The organism is Streptomyces katrae, assembly GCF_000966975.1.
GTDB classification, from domain to species: Bacteria; Actinomycetota; Actinomycetes; order Streptomycetales; family Streptomycetaceae; genus Streptomyces; species Streptomyces katrae.
In genome coordinates, this window is the sequence record NZ_JZWV01000111.1 from 1 (window position 1) to 25,924 (window position 25,924).

The 25,924-nt window shown below is 71.9% G+C and carries 30 protein-coding genes; 15 read left to right on the forward strand and 15 right to left on the reverse strand.

Features of this window, described 5'->3' with window-relative positions:
* Positions 1-60: 60 nt before the first annotated feature.
* Positions 61-531, forward strand: coding sequence for a hypothetical protein (locus VR44_RS06025; protein ID WP_045946322.1), 471 nt, complete (start codon positions 61-63; stop codon positions 529-531).
* Between the two features lie 19 nt (positions 532-550).
* Here the strand turns inward: VR44_RS06025 and VR44_RS06030 are convergent, their stop codons facing one another.
* From VR44_RS06030 to VR44_RS06040, 3 genes are all read right to left on the reverse strand, one after another.
* Positions 551-1,537 (reverse strand): RNA polymerase sigma factor SigF, encoded by a 987-nt coding sequence (locus VR44_RS06030; RefSeq protein WP_245691616.1) that lies wholly within the window; start codon positions 1,535-1,537, stop codon positions 551-553.
* An 11-nt stretch (positions 1,538-1,548) separates the two neighbouring features.
* Entirely contained in the window at positions 1,549-1,962 is a 414-nt protein-coding gene (locus tag VR44_RS06035; RefSeq protein WP_042816094.1) for an ATP-binding protein, read from the reverse strand.
* Between the two features lie 224 nt (positions 1,963-2,186).
* Entirely contained in the window at positions 2,187-2,447 is a 261-nt protein-coding gene (locus VR44_RS06040; RefSeq protein WP_045946345.1) for a UBP-type zinc finger domain-containing protein, read from the reverse strand.
* Positions 2,448-2,512: 65 nt separating this feature from the next.
* Between VR44_RS06040 and VR44_RS06045 the strand changes: the two genes are divergently transcribed.
* On the forward strand, positions 2,513-4,096 hold the full coding sequence (locus tag VR44_RS06045) for a Na+/H+ antiporter (RefSeq protein ID WP_045946324.1): 1,584 nt from the start codon (positions 2,513-2,515) through the stop codon (positions 4,094-4,096).
* Between the two features lie 37 nt (positions 4,097-4,133).
* On the opposite strand, the gene VR44_RS06050 is transcribed toward VR44_RS06045, so the two are convergent.
* The 4 genes from VR44_RS06050 to VR44_RS06065 all read right to left on the reverse strand — a co-directional run bounded on the left by VR44_RS06050 (position 4,134) and on the right by VR44_RS06065 (position 7,501).
* The gene (locus VR44_RS06050; RefSeq protein ID WP_045946325.1) at positions 4,134-5,027 is read right to left on the reverse strand and encodes a 1-aminocyclopropane-1-carboxylate deaminase/D-cysteine desulfhydrase; all 894 of its coding nucleotides are present in this window, start codon (positions 5,025-5,027) and stop codon (positions 4,134-4,136) included.
* A 10-nt stretch (positions 5,028-5,037) separates the two neighbouring features.
* Positions 5,038-5,628: an N-acetylmuramoyl-L-alanine amidase gene (locus tag VR44_RS06055; protein ID WP_045946326.1), complete on the reverse strand. Its 591-nt coding sequence runs from the start codon at positions 5,626-5,628 to the stop codon at positions 5,038-5,040.
* 119 nt (positions 5,629-5,747) lie between these two features.
* The gene (locus tag VR44_RS06060) at positions 5,748-6,938 is read right to left on the reverse strand and encodes a globin domain-containing protein (RefSeq protein WP_045946327.1); all 1,191 of its coding nucleotides are present in this window, start codon (positions 6,936-6,938) and stop codon (positions 5,748-5,750) included.
* A 104-nt stretch (positions 6,939-7,042) separates the two neighbouring features.
* Positions 7,043-7,501 carry an RrF2 family transcriptional regulator gene (locus tag VR44_RS06065; protein ID WP_045946328.1) on the reverse strand — a complete coding sequence of 153 codons (459 nt, stop codon included), beginning with the start codon at positions 7,499-7,501 and terminating at the stop codon, positions 7,043-7,045.
* A gap of 198 nt (positions 7,502-7,699) precedes the next feature.
* Here VR44_RS06065 and VR44_RS06070 point away from each other — a divergent pair, with 198 nt between their 5' ends.
* The 4 genes from VR44_RS06070 to VR44_RS06085 all read left to right on the forward strand — a co-directional run bounded on the left by VR44_RS06070 (position 7,700) and on the right by VR44_RS06085 (position 11,547).
* Positions 7,700-9,106, forward strand: a complete 1,407-nt coding sequence (locus tag VR44_RS06070) for a family 2B encapsulin nanocompartment shell protein (protein WP_045946329.1) — start codon at positions 7,700-7,702, stop codon at positions 9,104-9,106.
* Positions 9,106-10,155, forward strand: coding sequence for a family 2 encapsulin nanocompartment cargo protein polyprenyl transferase (locus tag VR44_RS06075; RefSeq protein ID WP_211275028.1), 1,050 nt, complete (start codon positions 9,106-9,108; stop codon positions 10,153-10,155). The genes VR44_RS06070 and VR44_RS06075 overlap by 1 nt, the downstream gene beginning before the upstream one ends.
* 125 nt (positions 10,156-10,280) lie before the next feature.
* Complete coding sequence (locus tag VR44_RS06080; RefSeq protein ID WP_045946330.1) at positions 10,281-10,874, forward strand: GNAT family N-acetyltransferase; 594 nt, start codon at positions 10,281-10,283, stop codon at positions 10,872-10,874.
* A gap of 88 nt (positions 10,875-10,962) precedes the next feature.
* Positions 10,963-11,547 (forward strand): dihydrofolate reductase family protein, encoded by a 585-nt coding sequence (locus VR44_RS06085; protein ID WP_045946331.1) that lies wholly within the window; start codon positions 10,963-10,965, stop codon positions 11,545-11,547.
* A 296-nt stretch (positions 11,548-11,843) separates the two neighbouring features.
* On the opposite strand, the gene snpA is transcribed toward VR44_RS06085, so the two are convergent.
* Complete coding sequence (gene snpA / locus VR44_RS06095; protein WP_094191456.1) at positions 11,844-12,509, reverse strand: snapalysin; 666 nt, start codon at positions 12,507-12,509, stop codon at positions 11,844-11,846.
* A gap of 224 nt (positions 12,510-12,733) precedes the next feature.
* Here snpA and VR44_RS06100 point away from each other — a divergent pair, with 224 nt between their 5' ends.
* The 3 genes from VR44_RS06100 (at position 12,734) to VR44_RS06110 (ending at position 15,751) form a co-directional block, all read left to right on the forward strand.
* Positions 12,734-13,666, forward strand: coding sequence for a LysR family transcriptional regulator (locus tag VR44_RS06100; protein ID WP_045946333.1), 933 nt, complete (start codon positions 12,734-12,736; stop codon positions 13,664-13,666).
* Between the two features lie 257 nt (positions 13,667-13,923).
* Positions 13,924-14,847 carry a DUF4097 family beta strand repeat-containing protein gene (locus tag VR44_RS06105; RefSeq protein WP_045946334.1) on the forward strand — a complete coding sequence of 308 codons (924 nt, stop codon included), beginning with the start codon at positions 13,924-13,926 and terminating at the stop codon, positions 14,845-14,847.
* 1 nt (position 14,848) lies between these two features.
* Positions 14,849-15,751: a PadR family transcriptional regulator gene (locus tag VR44_RS06110; protein WP_045946335.1), complete on the forward strand. Its 903-nt coding sequence runs from the start codon at positions 14,849-14,851 to the stop codon at positions 15,749-15,751.
* A gap of 1 nt (position 15,752) precedes the next feature.
* Here the strand turns inward: VR44_RS06110 and VR44_RS06115 are convergent, their stop codons facing one another.
* The 4 genes from VR44_RS06115 to VR44_RS06130 all read right to left on the reverse strand — a co-directional run bounded on the left by VR44_RS06115 (position 15,753) and on the right by VR44_RS06130 (position 19,226).
* Positions 15,753-16,313, reverse strand: coding sequence for a Clp protease N-terminal domain-containing protein (locus VR44_RS06115; RefSeq protein WP_045946336.1), 561 nt, complete (start codon positions 16,311-16,313; stop codon positions 15,753-15,755).
* On the reverse strand, positions 16,313-16,522 hold the full coding sequence (locus VR44_RS06120) for a helix-turn-helix domain-containing protein (protein WP_042818984.1): 210 nt from the start codon (positions 16,520-16,522) through the stop codon (positions 16,313-16,315). Before VR44_RS06120 ends, VR44_RS06115 begins: the two co-directional genes overlap by 1 nt.
* A 73-nt stretch (positions 16,523-16,595) precedes the next feature.
* Positions 16,596-17,558 carry a zinc-binding dehydrogenase gene (locus VR44_RS06125; protein ID WP_045946337.1) on the reverse strand — a complete coding sequence of 321 codons (963 nt, stop codon included), beginning with the start codon at positions 17,556-17,558 and terminating at the stop codon, positions 16,596-16,598.
* A gap of 465 nt (positions 17,559-18,023) precedes the next feature.
* Positions 18,024-19,226, reverse strand: a complete 1,203-nt coding sequence (locus VR44_RS06130; RefSeq protein ID WP_045946338.1) for an NAD(P)-dependent malic enzyme — start codon at positions 19,224-19,226, stop codon at positions 18,024-18,026.
* 527 nt (positions 19,227-19,753) lie between these two features.
* On the opposite strand from VR44_RS06130, the gene VR44_RS06135 reads away from it, so the two are divergent.
* Genes VR44_RS06135 through VR44_RS06145 form a run of 3 tightly spaced genes read left to right on the forward strand, consistent with a single transcriptional unit; the run spans position 19,754 to position 22,462 of the window.
* A complete protein-coding gene (locus VR44_RS06135; protein ID WP_045946339.1) occupies positions 19,754-20,701 on the forward strand; it encodes an ABC transporter substrate-binding protein in 948 nt (315 codons plus the stop codon).
* 31 nt (positions 20,702-20,732) lie between these two features.
* Complete coding sequence (locus VR44_RS06140) at positions 20,733-21,689, forward strand: amino acid ABC transporter permease (protein WP_045946340.1); 957 nt, start codon at positions 20,733-20,735, stop codon at positions 21,687-21,689.
* Between the two features lie 20 nt (positions 21,690-21,709).
* Positions 21,710-22,462 (forward strand): amino acid ABC transporter ATP-binding protein, encoded by a 753-nt coding sequence (locus VR44_RS06145; protein ID WP_045946348.1) that lies wholly within the window; start codon positions 21,710-21,712, stop codon positions 22,460-22,462.
* A 65-nt stretch (positions 22,463-22,527) separates the two neighbouring features.
* On the opposite strand, the gene VR44_RS06150 is transcribed toward VR44_RS06145, so the two are convergent.
* A complete protein-coding gene (locus VR44_RS06150) occupies positions 22,528-23,301 on the reverse strand; it encodes a class I SAM-dependent methyltransferase (protein WP_045946341.1) in 774 nt (257 codons plus the stop codon).
* A 92-nt stretch (positions 23,302-23,393) separates the two neighbouring features.
* Here VR44_RS06150 and VR44_RS06155 point away from each other — a divergent pair, with 92 nt between their 5' ends.
* Positions 23,394-24,023, forward strand: coding sequence for a CGNR zinc finger domain-containing protein (locus tag VR44_RS06155; protein ID WP_045946342.1), 630 nt, complete (start codon positions 23,394-23,396; stop codon positions 24,021-24,023).
* Here VR44_RS06155 and sodX read toward each other — a convergent pair.
* On the reverse strand, positions 23,927-24,346 hold the full coding sequence (sodX, locus tag VR44_RS06160) for a nickel-type superoxide dismutase maturation protease (protein ID WP_045946343.1): 420 nt from the start codon (positions 24,344-24,346) through the stop codon (positions 23,927-23,929). The genes VR44_RS06155 and sodX overlap by 97 nt on opposite strands.
* A 173-nt stretch (positions 24,347-24,519) precedes the next feature.
* Between sodX and sodN the strand changes: the two genes are divergently transcribed.
* Complete coding sequence (gene sodN / locus VR44_RS06165; RefSeq protein WP_007266490.1) at positions 24,520-24,915, forward strand: superoxide dismutase, Ni; 396 nt, start codon at positions 24,520-24,522, stop codon at positions 24,913-24,915.
* A 112-nt stretch (positions 24,916-25,027) separates the two neighbouring features.
* Here sodN and VR44_RS06170 read toward each other — a convergent pair whose 3' ends face one another.
* On the reverse strand, positions 25,028-25,213 hold the full coding sequence (locus VR44_RS06170; protein ID WP_018102711.1) for a DUF6104 family protein: 186 nt from the start codon (positions 25,211-25,213) through the stop codon (positions 25,028-25,030).
* A 147-nt stretch (positions 25,214-25,360) separates the two neighbouring features.
* On the opposite strand from VR44_RS06170, the gene VR44_RS06175 reads away from it, so the two are divergent.
* Positions 25,361-25,924 (forward strand): trypsin-like peptidase domain-containing protein (locus VR44_RS06175; protein WP_045946344.1); only part of this gene is annotated, 564 nt, incomplete at its 3' end.

Here is a 25,924-nt window from a genome sequence, read left to right on the forward strand (position 1 = left end):
CACCCGTCCCCTACCGACCGTCCCCGTCCGGCCCGGGGCCGCCGCGGCTACCCTGCTGGAGTGAGCAAGAAGCCGAGCCCCCGCACCCCCGCCGCGTCCCCCGAAGGCCCCGCCGCCACGGCCGCGGAGCCCAAGACGCTGCCCGGCCGGCTGACCGCGGCCGCCGTACTGACCGCCCTGGAGGGCCTCGCCCTCGCCGGCCTCGGCGTCTACATGCTGTTCGTCGGCATCGCCGGCCACCCCGACTCCCCGCAGCAGGCCGAGACCGGGGGAGTGACCCTCCTCGCCCTCGCCGCCCTCCCGCTGATCGCGGCACGCGGGCTGCGCCTGGGCCGCCGCTGGAGCCGCGGCCCCGCACTGATCACCCAGCTGATGGCCCTCCCGGTCGCCTGGACCCTGTGGACCACCGGCGGAGCCATGACCGCCGCCGCCGTGGCCCTCGCCCTGGCCGCCGTGGCCGTCGCCGGGCTCCTGGTGAACCCGACGGCGACCGAGGCCCTGGGCATCGGACCCGCGGACCAGGCCCGATAACCCCTCCACCGCCCCTCGGTCACTCCTCCACGAGGAGCTTGTCCCGCAGCTGCGCCAGCGTGCGCGCCAGCAGCCGGGAGACGTGCATCTGAGAGATGCCCACCTCCTGGGCGATCTGCGACTGGGTCATGTTCCCGAAGAAACGCAGCAGCAGGATCCGCTTCTCCCGCGGCGGCAGCCCCTCCAGCAGCGGCTTGAGCGACTCGCGGTACTCGACGCCCTCCAGCGCCTCGTCCTCCGAGCCCAGGGTGTCCGCCACCGCGGGCGACTCGTCGTCCGTGTCCGGCACGTCCAGCGACAGGGTGCTGTAGGCATTGGCCGATTCCAGCCCCTCCAGCACCTCCTCCTCGGAGATCCCCAGCCGCTCGGCCAGCTCGTGCACCGTGGGGGAGCGGCCGTGCTGCTGGGACAGCTCCGCCGTCGCCGTGGTCAGCGAAAGCCGCAGCTCCTGCAGGCGCCGCGGCACCCGCACCGCCCAGCCCTTGTCACGGAAGTGCCGCTTGATCTCGCCGACCACGGTGGGAGTGGCGTATGTCGAGAACTCCACCCCCCGGTCCGGATCGAACCGGTCCACCGACTTGATCAGGCCGATCGTCGCCACCTGCGTCAGATCGTCCAGCGGCTCGCCCCGGTTGCGGAACCGCCGCGCCAGGTGCTCGACCAGCGGCAGGTGCATCCGCACCAGCCGGTTGCGCAGCTCCGCCCGCTCCGGCGAACCCTCGGGCAGCGCGCGCAGCTCGAAGAACAGGGCCCGCGCGCCACTGCGGTCCCGCGGATCCGGCAGCACCACGTGCGCCTCGTCCGCCGCCTCCGGGACCGGGGCCTCCGATGGCTGGGGTTGGTCGTGCTGGTTCTCGCTCATAGGGCCCGCCCGTCGCTCCGCCGAGTCCAAAAAGCCGTCTTCCGCATCCGCGTCAGCCGGGTGCGGCCGGGCGTGGTGCTGCTCCGGGATGCCGCCGTCGACCTCGTGCCGTACCCGGGGCCGATCCCCGCCCCGCACCGGGATCTCCCCGCCGCTCACGCCGGGCCTGGCCCCGCGCCGCGCTGTTTGTAGAGGCTGATGCTCACCGTCCGGTTGTCCTCGACCGTCGCCTCGACCTTGCCGGCCAGCGCCGACAGCACGGTCCACGCGAACGTGTCCCGCTCCGGCGCGCGCCCGTCGGTGGTGGGCGCGGAAACGGTCACTTCCAGCGAATCGTCGATCAGCCGGAAGACGCAGCTGAGGACGGAGCCCGGCACGGCCTGCTGGAGCAGGATCGCGCAGGCCTCGTCCACCGCGATGCGGAGGTCCTCGATCTCGTCGAGGGTGAAGTCCAACCGTGCCGCGAGACCGGCCGTGGCCGTTCGCAGCACCGACAGGTAGGCACCCGCAGCCGGCAGCCGGACTTCCACGAAGTCCTGGGTCCCGGGCTCGCCTGCGATCTGGGACACCCTCACCTCCAAGGTGGTACGAGCTCTGTTCGCCGGTGACGCTATCGCGATCCGGGCGATCGTGTCGCGGCACCCCTCATGACGCCGGAAGACGCCCGCCGTGGAGCGACCGGGCCGACCCCACCTCCGTGCAGTGACTGATGGTAAGCCCATGAGTACGCACAGTGGCTAGGGGTCTGCGGGCCCAATTCGGGGGAACCGGCGGAGGGTTGAACTACCCCGCTTCAGACGATCGAACCGTCGACAAAACACCAACGCCACGTCTCGCCCGGTTCGAAGCTGCGCATCACCGGATGGCCCGTCTCCTGGTGGTGCGCCGTGGCGTGCCGGTGGGGAGAGCTGTCACAGCAGGCCACGTACCCGCACCCGAGGCACATCCGCAGCTGGACCGGATGGCTCCCGAGCACTTCGCATTCCGGGCAGGTCAGCGCATGCGGGACGGGCTCGGGGCGCGGCAGTTCGGCAACGTGGGTGCACTCGCTCATGATGGCCAGGTTACGGCCAGGGCGCGGGTGGGACATCGGCGACGACGGATGGGGATGGATCTTCGATGGAGGTATTGCCGCTGGTGGCGCTGGTGGCGGTGAGCACCGCCGTGGCGGGGGCGGCCCGGCGCACGCCCGTGCCGGCGCCGCTGCTGCTGGTCGCGGTGGGACTCGTCGCGGCGTACGTGCCGGGGGTGCCCTCGTACGCCCTCGACCCGCACATCGTGCTGCCGCTGCTGCTCCCGCCGCTGCTGCACACGGCCGCGGTCGACAGCTCGTACCTGGACCTGCGGGCCAACGCACGGCCGATCGCCCTGCTGTCGGTGGGGTACGTGCTGTTCGCGACGCTGGTGGTGGGCTGGGTGACGTACCTGGCCGTGCCCGGGGTGTCGCTGCCGGTGGCGCTGGTGCTGGGCGCGGTCGTGGCCCCGCCGGACGCGGTCGCGGCGACCGCGATCGCGCGGCGGCTGGGGCTGCCGAACCGGGTGACGACCATCCTGCAGGGCGAGTCCCTGGTGAACGACGCCACCGCCATCACCGCCTACAAGGTGGCCCTGGCCGCGGTGGTCGGGACGAGTGCGGGCTGGTCGGGCGGACTCGCCGAGTTCCTGCTGGCCTCGGTGGGCGGGGTGGGGGTCGGCCTGCTGCTGATGGTCCCGATCCACCAGCTGAGGAAGCGGCTGAAGGAGCCCCTGCTCCAGAACACCCTGTCGCTGCTGATCCCCTTCGTGGCGTACGCGGCGGCGGAGCGGGTCCACGCGTCGGGCGTCCTCGCGGTGGTGGTCGTGGCCCTCTACATCGGCCACCGGAACTGGCAGGTCGACTTCGCGACCCGGCTCCAGGAGGAGGCGGTGTGGAAGGTCGTCGCGTTCGTCCTGGAGTCGGTCGTCTTCGCGCTGATCGGCCTCCAGCTGCCGGTGGTGCTGAAGGGGCTCGGCGAGTACGAGGGGATCGCGGCCGCCTGGTACGCGGTCGCGGTGTTCCTCGTCGTGGTGGTGGCCCGGTTCGTGTGGGTCTTCCCGGCGACCTTCGTGCCGAGGTGGGTCTCGGAACGGATCCGCACGCGGGAGCCCGACACCGACTGGAAGTCCCCGGTGATCGTGGGGTGGGCCGGGATGCGCGGGGTGGTCTCGCTGGCGATCGCCTTCTCCGTGCCGATGACCGTGCCGCACCGCAACCTGATCCTGTTCCTCACGTTCACGACGGTGATCGGGACGCTGGTGGTGCAGGGCCTGACCCTCCCGCCGCTGATCCGGGCGCTGCGGCTGCCGCCGCGCGACGCCCAGGCCGAGACGCTGGCGGAGGCCCAGGCCCAGAGCGAGGCCTCCCGGGCGGCCGAGGAACGCCTGGCGGAACTGCTGGAGGACCCGGCGAACAGCACCCTGCCGCCGCCCCTGGTGGACCGGCTGCGCACGGTCCTGGAACGGCGGCGCAACGCGGTGTGGGAGCGGCTGGGCGAGGTCAACCCGGTGACGGGGGAGTCGGCGGACGACGTCTACCGGCGGCTGGCCCGCGAGATGATCGAGGCGGAGCGGGAGGTGTTCGTGGCCTTGCGCGACCGCCGGCGCATCGACGACGAGATGCTGCGGGGCCTGCTGCGCAGGCTCGACCTGGAGGAGGCGGCGGCCTACCGGGAGGAGGCGGGCTGACCCCGGGCCGGGCGCCTGCGGCCGCCCTGCGCCCGCTCTACGGCCGCCCCGTCACGATCGCCGTGAGCGTCGTGCCCCGGGGGAAGGCGCCCGCTTGCGTCAGGGTGGTCAGGGCCTGGAGGAGCTTGGCGACGTAGATGCGTTCCACCGGGAGGCCGTGGCGGGACTCGAAGTCCGCCGCGAAGGCTTCGAGGGATGCGGGGACGCGGGCGTAGCCCCCGTGGTCGTGGCCCTCGGCCAGGGTCCAGTTGGCGGTGGGGGCTCCGAAGGCCGCCGTCTGGAGGGAACGTATCTCCGGCTCCAGGAAGCCGCCCGCCAGGACCGGGACCCCCAGGGCGCGCTGACCGGGGGCCAGCCCGGCGGCCAGGCCGGCCAGGGTGCCCCCCGTCCCGCAGGCGACGGCCACCACGTCGCCGGCGCCCCGCAGTTCGCGCCCCAGCTCCGCACAGCCGGTGAGGGCGAGCGGGTTGCTGCCGCCCTCCGGGACCGGGTACGCGTCCGCCGCCCCGGCGGCGGCCAGGAGGCGGGCCAGGACCTCGGGCTCGGCCTTGCGCCGGTAGTCCGAGCGGGTGACGAAGTGCAGCCGCATCCCGTCCGCCGCGCAGCGGGTCAGGGAGTCGTTGAGGGGGCGGTCCGCGAGCTCGTCGCCGCGGACGATGCCGACCGTCTCCAGGCCGAGCAGCCGTCCGGCTGCCGCCGTGGCCCGGAGGTGGTTGGAGTAGGCACCGCCGAAGGTGACGAGCCGGTCGCGGCCCGCCTCCAGGGCCGCCCGGAGGTTCGGCGCGAGCTTGCGCCACTTGTTGCCCGGCAGCTCCGGGTGGACGAGGTCGTCGCGCTTGAGGAGGAGCCGGACGCCGCGCGCGCCGAAGCGTTCGTCGGCCGCCTCGACGAGGGGGGACGGCGGGCGCGGGCGCAGCTCGGGGTGGGTCACCAGCCCATTGTCACTTGAGCCGGTCGGCGATCCGTTCGCGGAGCCAGTCCATCGTGAAGCCCCTGGGGTCGATCTTGCCCGGCTGCCATTCGAGGTGGCCGATGACCGAGCGGGCCGTCCAGCCGTGGACGCGGCAGACGGCGGCCGCCGCGCGGGCCATCGCGTCGAGCTGGGCGGGCGGCCAGGGGTCCCGGCCGTCGCCGAGGTTCTCGCACTCGAAGCCGTAGAAGAAGCGATTGCCGTCGGTGTCGGCGTGGTGGACCGGGGGGAGGCGGCGCTCCGCGACGACCGCCGCCAGGACGTCGGAGTCGCCCGCGCCGGCGTGGTTGGCGCGGCCGTAGCCGACGAGGTGGACGCGGCCGTCCTTGGTGATGACCCCGTGGCAGAGCGGGCCGGGCAGGGCGCGGTCCCCGTCGCGGCAGAGTTCCACGGTGTACGCGGCGCCGTGGGTGACCGTGTGGTGGATCATCACTCCGTGCACCGGCCCCCAGGGGCCCTTGTGGTTGCGGTTGTGCGTGCGCCAGTTCCCGACCTCGACGACGGTCAGTCCTTCGGCGCGCAGGGCGTGGATGAAGCGGTCCGTGGACATGGGTGCGGACATGGCCGCCTCCCTTACGGTACGTGCTCGGTTCGTTACGTACCGGTGTAGTGGAAGCGGCCCTTCCGCGACTAGGGCGTGTTTCGGCCAGTCGGTCGGCCCACTGGTCGGCCGGCCGGCCGTCACGCCGAGGCGAGCCAGAGGTCCGGGCCGAAGACCTCGTAGTGGATGTCGGCCGCGGGGACCCCCTTGGTGATCAGCTGCGCGCGGACCGCCCGCATGAAGGGGAGCGGGCCGCAGAGGTAGGCCTGGGTGCCGGGGGCGACGGGGGTGCCGCCCAGGTCGAGGAGGCCGGTCGCGTCGCCCGGTTCCGCGTCGGACTCGTACCAGAAGCGGACCGAGGCCTCGGGCAGCTTGTGCGCCAGGGCGCGGTGGTCGGCACGCAGGGCGTGGTCCGCCGGGGTGCGGTCGGCGTGCAGGACGGTGACGGGGGCGGGGTGCCCGGTTTCGGCCAGGTGCTCCAGCATCGAGAGCATCGGGGTGCAGCCGATCCCGGCGGAGGCGAGCAGGAGCGGCGCCGTCGAGTCCCGCAGGACCAGGTCGCCGTAGGGGGCCGAGACGCGCAGGGTGTCACCGGGGCGGACGTGGGCGTGCAGGTGGCCGGAGACCTCGCCGTCGGGGCCCGCGCCGCCGTGGACCCGCTTGACCGTGATCGCGCGGGCGGCGGAGCCGGGCGAGCCGGAGAGGCTGTACTGGCGGATCTGGCGGGCGCCGTCGGGCAGTTCGGTCTGGACGGAGACGTACTGGCCGGGCCTGAAGCCGGGCGCGGGGGCGCCGTCGGCGGGGACGAGGTGGAAGGTGGCGCAGTCCGCCGTCTCCTCGGTCCGCGCGGTCACGGTCCACTCCCGCCAGACGTCCCCGGCCAGGACCCGGTGTTCGGCGTAGAGGCGCTCCTCGATGGAGATGAGGGCGTTGGCCATCAGCCAGTAGACCTCGTCCCAGGCCTCGGCGACCTCGGGGGTGACGGCCTCGCCGAGGATCTCGGCCATGGCCTCGAAGAGGTGCAGGCGGACGACCGGGTACTGCTCGCGGGTGACGCCGAGGGAGGCGTGCTTGTGGGCGATGCGGCCGAGCATCACGTCCGGGCGGGTGTCCGGGTGCTCCAGGAGGTGGGTGGCGAAGGCCGCGATGGAGCCGGCGAGGGCCTGCTTCTGGAGACCGGCGTTCTGGTTGCCCCGGTTGAAGAGGTCGCGCAGGAGCGCCGGGTGGGCCGCGAAGAGCTTCTCGTAGAACAGCTCCGTGATGTCACCGATGGCCGCGCCGACGGCGGGCAGGGTGGCGCGTACGGTCGCGGCCGACTTCTCGGACAGCATGGGGGCTCCTCGCGTGAGTGGGTAATTGGTATCTGAGGTTCGTATTTAAGGGTGTGGTGAACGGGAGGCTCGGCGGGCCGTGGGGCTCCGTCGGGCGGGGTGGGTCAGGGGGCCGCCGCGGCCGGGCCGCGGGCGGTGGCCGAGAGGCCGAGGAGGAGCGGGCCCGTGGGGGCCGCCACCAGTTCCTCCACCGTGAGCGGGTCCAGCGCGGCGAAGAAGGCCTCCTGGGCCCGGCGCAGCGCCCCGCGCAGGATGCACGCCCCGCGCAGCGGGCAGGGCGTGGCCCCGTCGCAGTCCACGACGTCCCCCTCGCCCTCCAGCTCCCGCACGACGCCGCCCACCGAGGCGGCGCGGCCGGCCGCGGTGAGCGCCAGCCCGCCGCCGCGGCCCCGCCGCGCCTCGACCAGGCCGAGGTGCTGGAGCCGGGCGACCACCTTGGCGGTGTGGGTGTACGGCACCTCCATGGTCGCCGCCACCTCGCGGGTGGTGGGGAGTTCCGCGTCCTCGACCGCCAGGCGCATCAGGACGCGCAGCGCCAGGTCGGTGAACCGGGTCAGCCTCATGGCCCCAGCGTAGGAAAACTGGCATGGCGGATGCAAGTTAAGTGATCCGCCGATCCCTTGATCCCTTGATCCGCTGAACCCTGAAGAATGCCCAGCCGGGCCGGGGGTAATCCCACTCTTTTGTGTAATGGTCCGACCGCATTGCGTGCTGAAAGGGTTCTCTATCGCAGACCATGGAGTGATCGAAAGGCAGAAGACATGTCGGTCCAGGCGGGCTCCGAATCCGAAGCCCAGACACCGCAGCGCAGTCTCGGCACCGCGGCCGCGCGGAACTTGGCGAGCACCACCAAGTCCGCCCCGCAGATGCAGGAGATCACCTCGCGGTGGCTCCTGAAGATGCTCCCCTGGGTCTCGGTCCAAGGCGGCACCTACCGCCTCAACCGCCGCCTCAGCTACTCCGTCGGCAACGGCATCGTGGAGTTCGTCAAGACGGGCAGCCAGGTCCAGGTCATCCCCGCCGAACTCGGCGAACTGCCCCTCCTGCGCGACTACACCGACGAGGACGTCCTCACCGAACTCGCCGCCCGCTGCCGGCAGCTCGACTTCGAGGCCGGCCAGGAGCTCACCTCCTTCGGCAGCCCCTCCGACCAGGTCTTCCTCCTCGCACACGGCCGCATCGACCAGATCGGCCCCGGCCCCTACGGCGACGACGCCGTCCTGCGCACCGTCGCCGACGGCGCCTTCTTCGGGGAGGACTCCCTCACCGAGGAGGAGGCCATCTGGGAGTACACCGCCCGCGCCGCCACCTCCGGCACCGCCCTCGTCCTGACCCGCCAGGACTTCCAGATCCTCGCCGACCGCGTCCCCTCGCTCCGCGCCCACGTGGACAGCGTGCGGACGCGGCCCGAGCGGCACGCCAACCCCTACGGCGAGGCCGCCATCGACCTCTCCGCCGGCCACCACGGCGAAGCCGTCCTCCCCGGCACCTTCGTCGACTACGAGGCCCGCCCCCGCGAGTACGAACTCTCCATTGCGCAAACGGTCCTGCGCGTCCACACCCGCGTCGCCGACCTCTACAACCACCCGATGAACCAGACCGAGCAGCAGCTGCGGCTGACGGTCGAGGCGCTGCGGGAGCGCCAGGAGCACGAGATGCTCAACAATCCCGACTTCGGCCTGCTCCACAACGCGGACTACGACCAGCGCGTCCAGCCCCACGACGGCGCGCCCACCCCCGACGACTTCGACGCGCTGCTCGCCATGCGCCGCGACTCGAACCTGTTCCTCGCCCACCCCAAGGCCATCGCCGCCTTCGGCCGCGAGTGCAACAAGCGCGGCCTCTACCCCGAGACCGTCGACGTCGCCGGGACCCGGGTGCCGGCCTGGCGGGGCGTGCCCATCTTCCCGTCCAACAAGATCCCGATCAGCGACGCCCGTACGACGTCCATCCTCTGCATGCGCACCGGCGAGGAGAACCAGGGCGTGATCGGCCTCCACCAGCCCGGGATCCCCGACGAGATCGAGCCGAGCATGTCGGTCCGCTTCATGGGCATCAACGAGCAGGCGATCATCTCCTACCTGGTCACCGCCTACTTCTCCGCCGCCGTGCTCGTCCCCGACGCACTCGGCGTACTGGAGAACGTCGAGATCGGCCGCTGGCGCTGATGGCCGCGCACACCATCGCCGCCGGCGAGGGGCAGGAGGCGGCCGTCCTCCTGGACCGCGCGAGGGAATCGGTCGACCCGGAGCTCCGCCGGGCCGTGGAGAGCCTGCCCGCCCTCACCCGGCGGGTGGCGATGTACCACTTCGGCTGGGAGCACGAGGACGGCAGCCCCGCCGCCGTCGGCGCGGGCAAGGCCATCCGCCCGGCCCTCGTCCTCGCCTCGGCGCGGGCCCTCGGCGGCCCGCAGGGCAGCCCGGAGTCCGTGGTGCGGGCGGCGGCCGCGGTGGAGCTGGCGCACAACTTCACCCTGCTGCACGACGACGTCATCGACAACGACGCCCGCCGCCGCGGACGGCCCACCGCCTGGACCGTCTTCGGGATCCCGGACGCCCTCCTCGCGGGCGACGCGATGATGGCGCTCGCCCTGCGGATGCTCGCCGACGACCCGCACCCGGCCTCCGCGCGGGCCTCGGCCCGCCTCGCGGCCTGCATCGTCGAGCTGTGCGCGGGGCAGCAGGCGGACTGCGCCTTCGAACGGCGCACCTCCGTCACGCTGGAGGAGTGCCTGGCCATGGCCACGGCCAAGACCGGCGCCCTGCTGGGCTGCGCCTGCGCGGTCGGCGCGCTGTACGCGGGGGCCGGACCGGAGGAGGTCGACGCGATGGACGCCTTCGGGCGCGAGGCGGGCCTGGCCTTCCAGCTGATCGACGACCTGATCGGCATCTGGGGGGACCCGGGGCACACCGGCAAGCCCGCCGGCGCCGACCTGGTCGCCCGCAAGAAGTCCCTCCCGGTCGTGGCCGCCCTCACCTCCGGCACCGGGGCCGGGGAGGAACTCGCGGCCCTGTACGCCGGCCCCATGACCGGCGACGACGACGTACGGCGGGCCGCCCGGGCCGTGGAGCGGGCCGGTGGCCGGGACTGGGCGCAGGCCCACGCCGGCGACCGGATGGGGCGGGCGGTGCAGGAGCTGTCCCGCGCGGTGCCGGACGTGGCGGCGGCGGGCGGGCTGCTGGCGCTCGCGGAGTTCGTGACGCGCCGTACGAAGTAGACGGGGGGCGGGGGAGGCCCGTTCCGGCCCTTCGGGGGTGCCGGAACGGGCCTTTCCGCGTGCTCCCGCCAACTCTAGGATCGCTGGCGGTAGTTGACATGCGAGTGAAGTGAAGGGTGTGCCCTGTGGTGCTGGAGATACGCCAGGCGGATCAGTCGGACCGGGACGCCGTCGCGCGCCTGCTGGACGAGGCCTTCCGCAGCGACCCGGTCAGCTCCTGGGTCTTCCCCGACCCCGCGCACCGCGCCGCCGTCCACGGCAGGTTCCTCGGGGTCTTCGTCGACGTGGCCCTGGCCGAGGGCCGGATCGACTACGCCGCCGACGGCTCGGCCGCCGCGCTGTGGCTGCGGGTCCCGGCCGGCGAGCCGGAGGGGGAGGACGAGGTTCCGGCCAAGATGCGCGCGGTGGCCGACCCAGACAACGAGCGGTGCGAGCTCGTCGGCCGGCTCACGGGGGCGGTCCACCCCACCGCCGAGGAGCACGAGTACCTGCTCATGATCGCGGTCGCGCCCGGGCGGCAGGGCGAGGGGCTGGGTACGGAGCTGATCCGCCCGGTGCTGGAGCGCTGCGACCGTGACGGGGTCCCCGCCTACCTGGAGGCGAGCAGTGAGCGGAGCATGCGGCTGTACGAGCGGCTGGGCTGGGAGTTCACGGGCGAGGCGGTGCGGCTGCCGGACGGGCCGCTGATGTGGCCGATGTGGCGCAAGCCGCGGGGATAGCCGGTTGCGATAACCACTCCACCTGAAGTACTTTAGTTGGAGTGCCCCGGATGACCGGTGGCGCGCTCCCGAACGGAAGAGACTTCGCTTGCGCAAGCTCACGTACTTCGTCGCCACCACCGTCGACGGGTTCATCGGTGCCCCGGACGGCGATGCCGACTTCATGTACGCCTACGCCGACCAGGAGTTCGTCGGACACCTGATCGCCGAATACCCCGAGACGATCGCCGCCGCCGGCCGCGCCCATCTGGGCCTCGCCGACGCGGAACCCAAGCGCTTCGACGCGGTGATCATGGGGCGCAACACCTACGAACCGGGCCTCAAGGCCGGTATGACCAGCCCCTACGGCCACTTCCGGGAGCAGTACGTCGTCTCCCGCTCCCTCGTCGAGGCACCCGCCGCCGACGTGCGCCTGATCAGCGGGGACGTCGCCGCCGAGGTCCGTGGGCTCAAGGCGCGGGACGGGCTCGGCATCTGGCTGTGCGGCGGCGCCGACCTCGCGGCCCAGCTGGCCGACGAGATCGACGAGTACATCGTCAAGACCTACCCGGTCGTGGCCGGCACGGGCATGCCGATGTCCCGCGTGGGCTTCGGAGTGCGCCCGCTGGAGCTGACCGGCTGCACCGCCTTCGGCGGCGGCCAGGTCATCACCTCGTACGACGTCAAGCGCTGACCGACCGGGCGGACGCGCGGAACCGGCCTACCGTGGAGGTATGGCCGGTGAGAAGCAGCACGAACACGAACGCGAACGCACACACGCCACGGTCGCCCCGCAGGCCGGGCGCGCACAGTTGACGTGCCCTGCCTGCGGGAACCCCGTGGACACGGTCGTCCGCCGCCGCAAGTCCCTGGGGATCTTCGTACCCGAATGGGGCCGGGGCCCCTGCCGGAGCCCGGAATGCCCGCAGTACGCGCCCGCGGAGGGATGACCCTCCGCGGGCGCCCGCGGTATCACGGGCTCGCGCCGCCTCAGCCCTTGGTGCCGAGCCCCGAGCCGACCAGACCGTTGGCCCACAGCTGGTTGACGCGCGAGCGCTCGGTGCTGTTCGGGTAGGGGTTCGTGCACGAGGTGCCCGGACCGCCGCCCGACATGAGCTCGCTGCACGGACCCGAGTAGTGGTCCGGCAGGCCCAGCACGTGCCCCGTCTCGTGGGCCGTCACGCGGGTGGAGTCGTACTGCTGGTTCTGCGCGTAGTCCAGGAAGATGTACCCCCGGCCGTGCCCGTCCGTGCTCGCGTACGAGCCGCGCGAGTCGTTGCCCTCGTAGTAGGAGAAGTTCCCGCCCGAGGACACCTCCTGCAGCTTCACGTTGGAGACCGACCCGTTCCAGATGCGGGTCGAATTGGCTATCTGCGTGCGGAAGCTGGGCGCGTTGCGGGTGTTGTAGGTGACCGTGACGACGGCCGTGGCGCTCGGGTTCGCGGCCCGCTGCTCGGCCACCGCGCGCTGGACGGCCTCGAAGAACGCCTTGTTCGCGGCCTGGTTCTCCTGGGAGCGCTCGTACGCGGCGTAGCTCGCCGGGCTGCCGCCCGCCGGGGTCGCGGCCGTCGCGGTGGGGACGACGCCGCCGAGGACGGCGGCGACACCCAGGCCGACGGACGCGGCGGACAGCATGGTCCTGCGGGAGTGGCGCATGTGGGGGGCTCCTACTCATCAGGTGCAGTGGGGGGTGGATGGGTCATCCGGTACCGGAGTCTGCGGGAGCCCAAGGGGTCGGCGGATGATGTCAGAGGCCGATAACACCGCCCTATCGGAGGGTTTCGGAGAGATTTACCTTGGTCAACTAGCGTGAAAATGGCGGGATTCGGGGGGCTATCGGTGGCTGGTGCGGCCCCCTGGGGCCCGCCTACCCTCGGGTCATGGAGCTCGAGGTGAGGCACCTGCGCGCGCTGTGCGCCATCGCCGACGCCGGCAGCCTGCACAAGGCCGCCCGGCAGCTCGGTGTGAGCCAGCCCTCCCTGACCACGCAGCTGCGCCGGATCGAACGGGCCCTGGAGGGCGAGCTGTTCCTCCGCGAGCGCACCGGCTGTCGGCCGACTCCCTTCGGACGCACCGTACTCGGACGGGCGCGGCCGCTCCTCGCCGAGATGGCCGCCCTGGTCGCCGAGGCGCGGGCCGCCGCACACGGTCCCCGGCTGCGCATCGGCTCGACCGCGAGCCGCGCCCTGCCGGGGTGGCTGCGCCGGCTGCACCGGCGCGCACCGGAGACGGAGACCACGCTGGTCGTCGACGTCTCGGCCAACGCCCTGCTGCGGATGACCGCGGCCGGACAGCTGGACGTGGCGTTCGTGCACGAGGTGGAGGGCAGTCCGCTGCGGGTGCCGGGCGGGCTGGAACTTCGGGTGCTGATGGAACGCGAGCCGCAGTTCGTCTCCATGTCCCTGGACCACCCGGCCGCCCGTTCGCCGGTGGTGGAGTTACAGGACCTGGCCGGGGACCGCTGGACGGTGGACCCCTCGGTCGACGGCGAATGGGACGGCCTGCGGCGGGTGTTCGCGCGGGCCGGCCTCACCCCGCAGGTCCTGCACGCCGACTACCACACGGCGGCGTCGCTGATCGTCTCCGGCGAGGCGGTCGCGCCCTGCCAGCCGACGTCGGGCCCCCGGGACGACATGGCGATCCGCCCCCTGCTGGGCGACCCCCTGGCGGTGCGCCTCCTGCTGGCCACCCGCCCGGGCGAACACGCGGAAGCCTACGAGGACCTCCGCGCGGCCTACCGCGAGGCCGCCCTGGGGACCCCGCCGTACCGGGCCTGGCTGTCCCGGCAGGGGAGTCCGTTGCTGGTGGCCTGAGGCAGGCCACCGCCCTCCTCGAAACCCCGAAGGAACGGGGCCGACGTCGCCGGCGGGCGCGTCGGATCACTGCGCACTCCTCGAATTCCGGCGTCCGGCGGCGTCCGGCGGCGTACGGCGGCGTCCGGGGCCGACGCCTGCCCCGAAGTCCGGAGCCGCCCGTGGTGTCGTGCTTGACTTCACCCGACCGCGATATATCGTGTTCTGGAGAAGACGCGATATGTTGCGTGCGTCGGTCCATGAGGAGGAGCAGCACCATGCCTGAGCAGATGACCTGGTCCGTCCCCGCCCCCCAGCGGCTCGCCTTCGAGCAGCCGGTCACGGATCTGCGGGTCCGCGTGGTCGGCGGTACCGTCAACGTCGTCGCCGCCGAGGACGGGCCCGCGCGGCTGGAGGTCACGGAGGTCGACGGGCCCCCGCTGCACGTGGTGCAGGAGGGCGGCGTCCTCACCGTGTCCTACGAGGACCTTCCCTGGAACGGAACCCACGGCTTCAAGAAGTGGTTCGAGGGCAAGCCCTGGAAGGCCTGGGCCGGTTCCTCCTCCGACGGGCGCAAGGCGTGGGAACGCAGCGTCGGCATCACGCTGACCGTGCCCGCCGCCACCGCCGTCCAGCTGGCCACCGTCAGCGCCACCGCGTTCGTCTCCGGCATCTCCGCCGCCACCGAGGTCACCGGGGTCTCGGGCGACGCCACCCTGGTCGGGCTCTCCGGGCGGGTCAAGGCGCACACCGTGTCCGGCAGCGTCGAGGCGCAGTCCGTCACCGGTGAGCTGGGGTTCCACTCGGTCTCCGGCGGTCTCACGGTCGTCGACGGCGCCGGCGGCAGCGTACGGGCCGACTCCGTCAGCGGTGACATGCTCATCGACCTCGCCCTCGACGGGGCGGTCCCGCGGCCGGTGGACATCTTCCTCAACTCCGTCTCCGGCCAGGTGGCGATCCGCCTCCCGCACCCCGCCGACGCCAAGGTCGAGGCCAACACCGCCACCGGCAGCGTCTCCAACGGGTTCGAGGACCTGCGCGTCACCGGGCAGCTGGGCGCCAAGCGGATCACCGGCACCCTCGGCAAGGGCTCCGGCACGCTGCGGGCCACCACCGTCTCCGGGTCCATCGCCGTCCTGCGGCGCCCGCAGGGCGACGCCGAGGCCGCCGCCCCCCTCCAGCTCGACAAGAAGGTGCTCTGACATGCCGCCCGTCTTCGCCCACGGCCGACTCCGCCTCTACCTCCTCAAGCTGCTGGACGAGGCGCCCCGCCACGGGTACGAGGTGATCCGCCTGCTGGAGGAGCGCTTCCAGGGCCTGTACGCGCCCTCCGCCGGCACCGTGTACCCGCGGCTGGCGAAGCTGGAGGCCGAGGGGCTCGTCACGTACGCCACCGAGGGCGGGCGCAAGGTCTACTCGATCACCGACGCGGGCCGCGCCGAACTGGCCGACCGGCGCGGTGAACTGGCCGACCTGGAGCTGGAGATCCGCGACTCGGTGTCCGAGCTGGCCGCGGAGATCCGCGACGACGTCCGGGGTGCCGCCGGTGACCTGAGGCGCGAGATGCTCGCCGCGGCCAACGCGTCGGCGACGCAGCCCGAGGACGAGTCCTGGAAGGCCGCCAAGGAGGAGCTCCGCAAGGCGCGCCAGGAGTGGAAGGAGCAGGCCCGCCGGGCGAAGGACGAGAGCCGCCGGGCCCGCGAGGAGGCCCAGCAGGCCCGCCGCCAGGCCAAGGAGGCGGCCAAGGAGGCCCAGGAGCGGGCCCGCGAGGAGGTGCAGCGGATCGCCGCGCAGCTCCAGGAGCAGCTCAGCAGGACGGGCGGGGTGTTCGGCAGCCTGGCCGGGGCCTGGCTGGGCGGCAACAGCACGGCCGCGGCGCCCGGGACGCCCACGGCCCCCGGTCCCTCGGGTTCGGGGTGGGCCGAGGACCTGGCGCCCAGTGCCGACCCGGCGCGGGACCTGGACCGGCTGCTGGACCGTTTCCGTGACGACATCCGTGACGCGGCCCGCGACCACGGCGTCACCCCCGCCCAGCTGTCCGAGGCCCGCGCCCACCTGGCGGCCGCGGCCGCCAGGATCGAGGCGGGCCTGCGGCCCGGCGCGTAGCTCAGGCCGCGAGGACGGCTTCCACCCGTGCGTACGTGACTCCGTGGTCCGCGAGGACCTCGGAGACCGTGCCGGGGCGGGTGAGCAGGGCCAGGAGCAGGTGCGGGGTGCCGATGTGGCCGTCCTTGCGGCCCAGAGCGATGCGCAGGGACTGCTCCAGGGCCTTCTTCGCCCCCTGGGTGAGAGGTACGTGGCGACGGACCGGCTCCGGGCGGCCCAGGGCCGTGCGGAGCGAGGCGCCCAGGCCGCGCCTGCGGGAAGCGGGGGCCGTGAGGGCGCCCTCGCCGTGGGTCTCCTCGATCCGGGAGACGATCTCCGAGAGGTCGATGCCCAGGCCCGCCAGGGCCTCCTCGTCGGCCCTGGACATCCCGCCCCGGCGGCCTGCCGCCGCCAGGTCGGCAGTGATGGCGGGGCCGTTCACATCCAGGGCGTCCAGCGCGCCCAGGTCCAGCAGTGAGAGCAGCAGGTGTTCCTCGGTGACGGAGGCGGCGTCGGCCTCGCGGGCCCGGGCCACCGCCCCCGTCACCGCGTCGCGCGCGTCCGAGGTGAAGCGTTCGAACATCAGAGCCTCCCATGCTTCTTGTGCACGGCCTGCCGGCTGACGCCGAGCTCGGCCGCGATCTCCTGCCAGGACCAGCCCTGCGCGCGGGCGCTGCGCACCTGGACGGCCTCCAGCTGCTCCAGCAGCCTGCGGAGGGCGGCCACGGCGCGCAGGCCCACGCGGGGGTCCCGGTCTCCGGCCCGTTCGGCGAGATCGGTGGCTTCGGTCATGCTGTCAATTTAGGTTGACATGGGAGGGGTGTCAACCCGGATTGACAAGCCGGTGCCGGAGGGGCGGGCGCGCTCAGACCGTGAGGACGATCTTTCCGAACAGGTCGCCGGATTCGAGGCGTTCGAAGCCCTCGCGGGCGCGGTCCAGGGGGAGGACCTCGTCGATGACCGGGCGGACACCGGTGGTCGCGCAGAAGGCCAGGAGGTCCTCCAGCTCGTCCTTCGTGCCCATCGTCGAGCCGACCACCTTCAGCTCCAGGAAGAAGATCCGCCGCAGTTCCCCCTGTGCGGGGGTGTCGCCGCTGGTGGCGCCCGAGATGACCAGGGTGCCGCCCGGGCGCAGGCACTTGACCGAGTGGGACCAGGTGGCCGCGCCGACCGTCTCGATCACCGCGTCCACCCGGTGCGGGAGCCGGGCGCCGGGGGGGAAGGCCTCGATCGCGCCGAGTTCCACCGCGCGCTTGCGCTTGGCCTCGTCCCGGCTGGTGGCGTAGACGCGCAGGCCCGCCGCCCTGCCCAGGACGATCGCGGCGGTGGCGACGCCGCCGCCCGCGCCCTGGACGAGGACCGAGTCGCCGGGGCGGACCCCGGCGTTGGTGAACAGCATCCGGTACGCCGTCAGCCAGGCCGTCGGCATGCAGGCGGCCTCGGCGAAGGAGAGCTCGGCGGGCTTGCGCAGCACGTTCCAGGCGGGGACGCTGACCTGCTCGGCGAAGGTGCCCTGGTAGAGCTCGGTCAGCACCGAGCGGGGCTCGTCCGGCCCTACGCCGTGGCCGCTCTGGCCGATCACGGAGTGCAGGACGACCTCGTTGCCGTCCTGGTCGGTCCCGGCCGCGTCGCAGCCGAGGATCATGGGCAGTTTGTCCGCGTCGAGACCCACCCCGCGCAGGGACCACAGGTCGTGGTGGTTGAGCGAGGCGGCTTTGACGTTGACGGTCACCCAGCCGGGGCGGGCCTCGGGGGCGGGGCGTTCGCCCAGCTCGAGGCCGTTCAGCGGCTGGTCTCGGTCGATTCGGGCGGCGTAGGCAGCGAACATGGCGCCAGAGGCTACCGGTCGGTAGGGCGCATGACCAGGGGAAGGGGGGCGGGAGAGGGTGGGACTGGAAGCGGAGTGAGGTCTCTCAACTACCGTCCGTGCCATGCGGTTTGTGGGCTCCCATAGGCCTAAACGGAAGAGATCGGCAGCCGCTGGATGGAGGTAATATTCAGGCCATGCGGCGGCTCGTCATGATCGTTCCACGCGCCCCGCACACTCCTTCTGCGTTCCCGGGGCGCCCTTCGCGCGCTCTTTCCGCGCGCCCGGTCGTACCTGGTCGTGCCTGGTCCAGCCGGTGAGGAGGCCCACGGCCGGCCGCGGCGAAGGACCCGGGACGACCCCTCCCCGTTCGGGGGCGGGGAGGGTGCGTTCCCCTGCGCTGCGGCCCTCCGTACACGAAGAGGCCCGGCCGGATCACTCCGGCCGGGCCTCACCCGTGCGGCCCCGTGGGGCCCCGCCCGTCGCTCAGACGAGGCGGGCCACCCCGTCGGCCTTCGCCGCGGCGGCGACGGCGGCCGTGACGGCCTCGGCGACGCGCTCGTCGAAGGGGGAGGGGATCACGTAGTCGGCGGCGAGCTCGTCACCCACGACACCGGCGATGGCGTCGGCGGCGGCGATCTTCATGCCCTCGGTGATGCGAGTCGCGCGGACCTTCAGGGCGCCCGCGAAGATGCCCGGGAACGCCAGCACGTTGTTGATCTGGTTCGGGAAGTCCGAACGGCCCGTGGCCACGACCGCCGCGTACTTGTGCGCGATGTCGGGGTGGACCTCCGGGTTCGGGTTGGCCATGGCGAAGACGAAGGAGTTCTTCGCCATGGAGGCCACGGCCTCCTCGCCGACCGTGCCGCCGGAGACGCCGATGAAGACGTCGGCGCCCGCGAGGGCCTCCTCCAGCGTGCCGTTCAGACCCGTCTTGTTGGTCAGGCCCGCGATCTCCGCCTTGACGTCCGTCAGGTCGGTGCGGTCCGCCGAGACGACGCCCTTGCGGTCGGTGACGCAGACGTCGCCGATGCCCGCGTCCACGAGGATCTTGGCGATGGCGATGCCCGCGGCGCCGGCGCCCGCGATCACGGCGCGCAGGTCGCCGAGGGTGCGGCCGGTCAGCTTGGCCGCGTTGCGCAGGGCGGCCAGCGTCACGATGGCCGTGCCGTGCTGGTCGTCGTGGAAGATCGGGATGTCGAGGGCCTCCTGGAGGCGGCGCTCGATCTCGAAGCACCGGGGGGCGGAGATGTCCTCCAGGTTCACCCCGCCGAAGGACGGCGCCAGACGGATGACCGTCTCGACGATCTCGTCCGTGTCCTTGGTCGCGAGCGCGATCGGCACCGCGTCCACGCCGCCGAACTGCTTGAACAGAATCGCCTTGCCCTCCATGACGGGGAGGGAGGCCTCGGGACCGATGTCACCGAGTCCGAGCACGGCCGTACCGTCGGTGACGACGGCGACCACGTTGGACTTCCAGGTGTACTCGTTCACGAGCTCGGGCTGCTCGGCGATGGCGGTGCACACCTTCGCCACGCCGGGCGTGTAGGCCAGGGACAGGTCATCCTTGTCCTTGACGGGCACGGTGGCCTGGATGGCCATCTTGCCGCCCCGGTGCAGCGCGAAGACCGCATCGGGGTTGTTGTCCGTCGCACTGTCACTGCGAGGGTTGACGATCTCGGCTGCCACTTCGTGTGACCCCTTAAGTCCTTGTGTTCATTGAGGGTGGCCACTCCTGGTTAAGGGGTGGGCGGGCACCGCGTCCGGACTCCGCATCGACGGTTGGCCCGTCTCCGCGGAGGGGAGGTTCGTACGCGCGGGCGCGCCGCACGCGCGCCCTGAGCCCCGGATGAGGGGTGTAAGGATCTGTTCTACCCGAAGAGCACACGCCCAGACGAGTCGATTCCGGACTGATCGTAGGTTGCTTGTCCCGGTTTTGGCCAAAAGTCCAAAGGTTGCTGTCCAGTACCTGAGACGAGCCGTAAATAGTGAGGCGAAAATGCCAGGTCACGGCGGTTTGTGCGGCTCAGGGAGGCCTTGCCCGCAGTCCTGTTGGGTAGTCGGGGGCGCCCGTTATCTGATTTTGACCTCACGGGCACCCTGAATGCGCCAGTCCGAATGGCAAGATGCCGTAATCACACAAGGTCGCGGCACTCGATGGTGCGTGCTCGACCTGTTCTCGGATGCTTTTCCACCCCCGTCGGAGGAACCAGCTCATGACCGCTAGCACCACCCGTCGTACGACCGCCGCCCGGTCCCGGATCGCCGCGGTCGGCGCGATCGCGGTCGCCGGCGCCCTGATCCTCACCGGCTGTGGCGACCAGACGAACAAGTCCTCCTCGGGCACGGGTGCGGGTGACAGCAGCGCCCCGCTGTTCTCCAAGCTCCCGAAGAAGATCCAGGACGCGGGTGTCATCAAGGTCGGTTCGGACACCGCCTACGCCCCGATGGAGTACGTCGACAACGGCAAGATCGTCGGTGTCGACCCGGACATCGCGGAGGCGCTCGGCAAGCAGCTCGGCGTGAAGCTCCAGTTCACCTCCGGCACCTTCGACGGCCTGATCACCTCCCTGGAGACCGGCCGCCAGGACGTCGCGATCTCCTCGATCACCGACAACAAGAAGCGCCAGGAAGGCCTCGACGACAAGGGCCAGAAGATCGGCAAGGGCGTCGACTTCGTCGACTACATGTCCTCCGGCGTCTCGCTCCTCGTCAAGAAGGGCAACCCGGACAACATCAAGTCCCTCGACGACCTCTGCGGCAAGACGGTCGCCGTCCAGCGCGGCACCATCTACGAGGACACCTTCAAGGCCCAGGCCGAGAAGTGCGGGGACAAGAAGCTCACCATCGAGGCCTTCGACACCGACGCCGAGGCCCAGACCCGCGTCAAGGCCGGCGGCGCCGTCGCCGACCTGAACGACTTCCCGGTCACCTCGTACATCGCGAAGACCTCGGGCGGCGGCAACGACTTCGAGGTCGGCGGCCAGCAGTCCGACGTCGGTCTCTTCGGCATCGCGGTCTCCAAGGACAACACCCAGCTCCGCGACGCCCTCAAGGAAGCCGTCGACGCCATCATCAAGGACGGCTCCTACGCCAAGGTCCTGGAGAAGTGGAACGTGAAGGACGGCGCCGTGCAGTCCGCCACGATCAACGCCGGCAAGTAACACCGAAGCGCTCCACTGAAGGGCAGTCATTGTGACTGACAAGATCGACAAGGGTCCGGCAGACGCCACTCCGCCGGCCGGGCCCGGCGCCTCGGGCACCACCCCCTACGAGGCCATCAAGGCAATCCCCGTACGGCACTACGGCCGCTGGATCAGCGCCGTGGTCGTCGCCGTACTCCTGGGGTGGCTCGTCTACGCCTTCTCCCAGGGCAAGATCATCTGGGCGACGGTCGGCGACAAGCTGTTCGACCCCTCGGTCCTCGCGGGCCTCGGCAACACCGTCATCATCAGCATCACCTCGATGGCGCTGGGCCTCGTCCTCGGCATCCTCTTCGCGGTGATGCGCCTGTCGAAGAACCCGGTCACCAGCTTCGTGTCCTGGCTCTACATCTGGTTCTTCCGCGGCACCCCGGTCTACGTGCAGCTGCTGGTCTGGTTCAGCCTCCCGCTGATCTTCGAGTACATCAACCTCGGTCCGATCTACAAGAACGAGACCGTCGACGTCATGACCCCGTTCATGGTCGCCCTCCTGGGCCTCGGCCTGAACGAGGGCGCCTACATGGCGGAGATCGTCCGAGCGGGCATCCAGTCCGTCGACGAGGGCCAGACCGAGGCCTCGCACGCGCTGGGCATGACCCAGACGCAGACCATGCGCCGCGTCGTGCTCCCGCAGGCCATGCGCGTGATCATCCCGCCGACCGGCAACGAGTTCATCAACATGCTGAAGACCTCCTCCCTGGTCTCGGCCGTGCAGTACACCGAACTCCTGCGGGCCAGCTCCAACATCGGCAGCACCGCCGGCGCGGTCATGGAGATGTTCTTCGTCGCCTCCATCTGGTACCTGGCCCTGACGAGCGTCTTCAGCGTCGGCCAGTACTACCTGGAGCGCCGCTACGCCCGCGGTGCGCAGCGCACCCTGCCGCCCACGCCGTTCGAGCGGCTGAAGGCCAACCTGAACATGTTCCGCCGTACGGAGGTCTCGCGATGACCGCCAAGACCGCTCAGCCGATGGTCAAGGCCGAAGGCGTCCACAAGTCGTACGGCGCCGCCCACATCCTGCGGGGCATCGACCTGGAGGTCGCCCCCCGCGAGGTGTTCTGCCTGGTCGGCCCGTCCGGCTCCGGCAAGTCCACCTTCCTGCGCTGCATCAACCACCTGGAGCGCATCAACGCCGGCCGGCTCTCGGTCGACGGCCAGCTGGTGGGCTACAAGCAGAAGGGCGACAAGCTCTACGAGCTGAAGGACAGCGAGGTCGCGGCCCAGCGCCGGGACATCGGCATGGTCTTCCAGCGCTTCAACCTCTTCCCGCACATGACGGCCATCGAGAACGTCATGGAAGCCCCGGTCATGGTCAAGGGCGAGTCCAAGGCGGTGGCCCGCGAGCGCGCGGTCAAGCTCCTGGACCGGGTCGGCCTCGGCGACAAGGGCGGGAACTACCCGACCCAGCTCTCCGGCGGCCAGCAGCAGCGCGTGGCGATCGCCCGCGCGCTCGCCATGGAGCCGAAGCTGATGCTCTTCGACGAGCCCACCTCGGCCCTCGACCCGGAGCTGGTCGGTGACGTCCTCGACGTCATGCGCGACCTGGCCGAGTCGGGCATGACCATGATCGTGGTGACCCACGAGATGGGCTTCGCCCGCGAGGTCGGCGACAACCTCGTCTTCATGGACGGCGGTGTCGTGGTCGAGTCCGGCCACCCGCGCGACGTGCTCGGCAACCCGCAGCACGACCGCACCAAGGCGTTCCTGTCCAAGGTCCTGTAGCCGCGCGGCTGTGACGGAGGGGCGGTACGGATCCCCGTACCGCCCCTCCGCGCTGCCGCCGGAAGTTACGGCTTCAGACCTAGGACCAGTGCGTCCGAGGGGGAGCGCCAGACCGTACGGGCCTCCGCGAAGCCCGCCTCGCGCAGGGTGCGGGCGTGCCAGAACTCGTCCGGGGTGTCCCCGTCGGCGTGCTCCCCGTAGATCGCGAAGCGGGCCCTGGTCGGCTCGGCCAGGACCGGGTCGGCGGCGGCCAGGGCCCACCAGTCACGCCAGTCCAGTACCCCGGCCGCCTTCGCCCGGTCCATCCCGGCGTGCCGCTGGGCGCGGTCGGCGGCGTTGATCAGCGGGGTGGAGGGGTCGGGCATGTGGTCGGCGTTCATGAACACCCCGCCCGGGCGGACCAGGGGTGCGATCCGGCGGTAGAGGACCGCCAGATCCTCGCTGTGCAGCCAGTGCAGGGCCGTGGCGGTCAGGACGGCGTCGTAGGAGTCGTACGGGAGCGCGGCGGGCCAGTCGGGGTCCTTGAGGTCGGCGGTGACGAAGGTGACCCGGTCGTCCCCGGCGAAGTGGCCCCGGGCGATCGTCAGCAGGGCGGGGTCGAGATCCAGCCCCGTGCTGCGGGCCTGCGGGAACCTTTTCAGGAGGCGGTCCGTGATACTTCCCGTACCGCAGGCGAGGTCCAGCACCCGTGGTGCGGGGCCCGTCAGCGCCTCGACCATGTCCAGCATCACCCGGAACCGCTCCTCGCGGTCGGGCATGTACCACTCCTGCTGGCGGTCCCAGCTGTCCTGCCAGGCCTGCCAGTCCGTACCGAACGAGCCAGTCGCCGTATGAGTCATCCCGAACCCCTCCATACGTAATACCCTCGAAGCGAGAGCAGCCGTTACCGGCGGCCGTGACCGACCCTAACCCGCAGCCGTAAGGACTACAAGTGGAACTGGCCCATTACTCGGACTATGCCGTGCGCCTGGTCAACACCGAGGAGCCGGCCCGCAACAAGGACGCCCTCACCTCGGCGGACGACGTCCGTGCCCTCTTCGGCCCCAGCACGCAGATGGCCCGCCGCGTCACCGACACCGACGTCACCCGCTTCCGCAACGTCCGCGGCCGGCTCCGCGCCGTCTTCGAGGCCGCCGACGGCGGAGACCACGTCCTCGCCGTGGACCTGCTGAACTCCCTGCTCATGGAGTTCCCCGTCAGCCCCCAGGTCTCCGGCCACGACCTCGTCGGCCCCGACGGCCGCCCCGACTGGCACATCCACCTCGCCGACCACCCCTCCAACGCCTCCGCCGGCTACGCCGCGATCGCCTCCTTCGGGCTGGCCTTCCACCTCACCGAGCACGGCCCCGACCGGCTCGGCCTCTGCCAGGCCCCGCCCTGCCGCAACGCCTACCTCGACACCTCCACCAACCGCTCCCGGCGCTACTGCTCCGACCGCTGCGCCACCCGCGCCAACGTCGCCGCCTACCGCGCCCGCAAGCGCCTGGAGGCCGAGGAGTCCGCACGCAGCGGCCGCACCGCCGACAGCGCCCACGACAGCCGGGCCCTCAGCGAACTCTGATGCGCCGGGCGGGGACGCAGCCGCAGCACGGCCGTCGCCAGCACGAGGTCGTCGGGGACGGCGCCGTAGTCGGTGCTGTCCCCGGTCTCGTTGAACGGATTGTCGCCGAGCATCCACCAGCCGCCCGGCCGCCGCTCGGCCGCCCGCTTCACCACCAGCAGGTCCTGCTGCAGCGGATGCCGGAACACCACCACGTCACCCGGCCGGACCAGCGCCCCGTACCGGACCACCATCCGGTCCCCGTGCAGCAGCGTCGGCACCATCGACGGCCCCGACACCTCCGTGATCCCGATGCGCACCCGCGCCCGCCCGCTCTCCGCCATCCGTAGCCTCCTCGTCCCTGCCCGCATGCTGCCCCACGGCCCCGTAGGTTCGCTCACCCGTCCTCGGCGGAGGCTGGACTTTTGTCCTAAGCCCATGGGGGCGCCCGCGATTTCCGTCTTCTCAGCGAGTAATCTCCACCCTTGAGAAGACGATCACGAGGAGGACCCACTCCATGCTTTCCCGCTTCTTCGCCCCCAAGGTGAAGGTCTCCGCCCACTGCGACCTGCCCTGCGGCGTGTACGACCCGGCCCAGGCCCGCATCGAGGCCGAGTCCGTCAAGGCCGTCCAGGAGAAGTACCAGGCCAACGAGGACGCGGACTTCCGCGCGCGCGCCATCACCATCAAGGAGCAGCGCGCCGAGCTCGCGAAGCACCACGTGTCGGTGCTGTGGAGCGACTACTTCAAGCCCCCGCACTTCGAGAAGTACCCCCAGCTGCACACCCTGGTCAACGACACCCTGAAGGCCCTCTCGGCCGCCAAGGCGTCCAACGACCCGGCGACCGGCGCCAAGGCCCTCGAGCTCATCGCCGAGATCGACCGCATCTTCTGGGAGACGAAGGCCGCCTGATCCAGGCCTTCCCCCGGCACCACCACCGAGGGGCCCGACCGCATGCGGTCGGGCCCCTCGGTCGTGCGCGCCACCCGGCGCACGCGCAGGTCCGCGTGCCGGCGGGGCGGGACTACTCGTCCTCGTCCTCGTCGTCGTCCAGGCGGGCCAGCCAGGTCGCCAGGCGCTCGACCGGGACCTCGAAGTCAGGATTGAGGTCCACGAAGGTGCGGAGCTGCTCGGCGAGCCACTCGAAGGTGACCTCCTCCTCGCCGCGCCGCTTTTCCAGCTCCTCGATGCCGCGATCGGTGAAGTACAAGTCGGGCTCCGTGCCATGTTCGGGGGGTGTGGGAAGGCGTGTTTCCCGCCAGGATAATCCGGTTCCCCGGCGACACCTCCCGATGTCCCGCCCCCGGCGCTAGCGTGGACGGAGCCGCTGGGACGGGCGGGAGAGGGGGGTCGCGGGATGCCGGACGGGCGCACGGACGGATCCGCGCGCGCCTTCGAGCTCCTGGAACCCCTGGTCCGGGCCGCCACGGTACGCGTCCACGCCGCCCCGGGCGGGTATGACAGCGCTGGAACCGGACCCACCTGGGGAAGCGGCTTCTTCATCGCCCCCGGCTGGGTCCTCACGTGCGCGCACGTCATCGGTGAAGGGGGTGCCGGGGTGCGTCTGGCGGGACGTGAGGTCGGCATCGGGTTCTTCCCCGGCGGGGACACCACCACCAGCGGGACGGTCGCCGGCCGGGTGGAATGCGTACTGCCCGAGCGGCTGGAGGAGCGCCGGCCCGGCCGGCGGGCCTTGTGGGACCTGCCCGACCTCGCGCTGGTCCGCGTCCTGTCGCCCGTCACCCACGCCTGCGTCTGGCTGACCGACCGCGCCAGACCCCGGCTCGACGAGGCCGCCTACTTCGGCTGCACCGAGGAACTCGGCATCCGCGAGATCACCGGCCGCACCACCCGGCTGCGCGGCCTCGCCGGGGGCGGCGCCGCCATCCGGCTCGGCGACGAGGACGAGATCGAGGCCGGG

Bases quoted from the DNA above. Each gene is read 5' to 3' on its own strand.
- VR44_RS06040 (WP_045946345.1), bottom strand. From the start codon at position 2,447: ATGAGCGAGTGCACCCACGTTGCCGAACTGCCGCGCCCCGAGCCCGTC.
- VR44_RS06045 (WP_045946324.1), top strand. From the start codon at position 2,513: ATGGAGGTATTGCCGCTGGTGGCGCTGGTGGCGGTGAGCACCGCCGTG.
- VR44_RS06055 (WP_045946326.1), bottom strand. From the start codon at position 5,628: ATGTCCGCACCCATGTCCACGGACCGCTTCATCCACGCCCTGCGCGCC.
- VR44_RS06060 (WP_045946327.1), bottom strand. From the start codon at position 6,938: ATGCTGTCCGAGAAGTCGGCCGCGACCGTACGCGCCACCCTGCCCGCC.
- VR44_RS06065 (WP_045946328.1), bottom strand. From the start codon at position 7,501: ATGAGGCTGACCCGGTTCACCGACCTGGCGCTGCGCGTCCTGATGCGC.
- VR44_RS06070 (WP_045946329.1), top strand. From the start codon at position 7,700: ATGTCGGTCCAGGCGGGCTCCGAATCCGAAGCCCAGACACCGCAGCGC.
- VR44_RS06075 (WP_211275028.1), top strand. From the start codon at position 9,106: ATGGCCGCGCACACCATCGCCGCCGGCGAGGGGCAGGAGGCGGCCGTC.
- snpA (WP_094191456.1), bottom strand. From the start codon at position 12,509: ATGCGCCACTCCCGCAGGACCATGCTGTCCGCCGCGTCCGTCGGCCTG.
- VR44_RS06100 (WP_045946333.1), top strand. From the start codon at position 12,734: ATGGAGCTCGAGGTGAGGCACCTGCGCGCGCTGTGCGCCATCGCCGAC.
- VR44_RS06105 (WP_045946334.1), top strand. From the start codon at position 13,924: ATGCCTGAGCAGATGACCTGGTCCGTCCCCGCCCCCCAGCGGCTCGCC.
- VR44_RS06110 (WP_045946335.1), top strand. From the start codon at position 14,849: ATGCCGCCCGTCTTCGCCCACGGCCGACTCCGCCTCTACCTCCTCAAG.
- VR44_RS06115 (WP_045946336.1), bottom strand. From the start codon at position 16,313: ATGTTCGAACGCTTCACCTCGGACGCGCGCGACGCGGTGACGGGGGCG.
- VR44_RS06120 (WP_042818984.1), bottom strand. From the start codon at position 16,522: ATGACCGAAGCCACCGATCTCGCCGAACGGGCCGGAGACCGGGACCCC.
- VR44_RS06125 (WP_045946337.1), bottom strand. From the start codon at position 17,558: ATGTTCGCTGCCTACGCCGCCCGAATCGACCGAGACCAGCCGCTGAAC.
- VR44_RS06135 (WP_045946339.1), top strand. From the start codon at position 19,754: ATGACCGCTAGCACCACCCGTCGTACGACCGCCGCCCGGTCCCGGATC.
- VR44_RS06145 (WP_045946348.1), top strand. From the start codon at position 21,710: ATGGTCAAGGCCGAAGGCGTCCACAAGTCGTACGGCGCCGCCCACATC.
- VR44_RS06150 (WP_045946341.1), bottom strand. From the start codon at position 23,301: ATGACTCATACGGCGACTGGCTCGTTCGGTACGGACTGGCAGGCCTGG.
- sodX (WP_045946343.1), bottom strand. From the start codon at position 24,346: ATGGCGGAGAGCGGGCGGGCGCGGGTGCGCATCGGGATCACGGAGGTG.
- sodN (WP_007266490.1), top strand. From the start codon at position 24,520: ATGCTTTCCCGCTTCTTCGCCCCCAAGGTGAAGGTCTCCGCCCACTGC.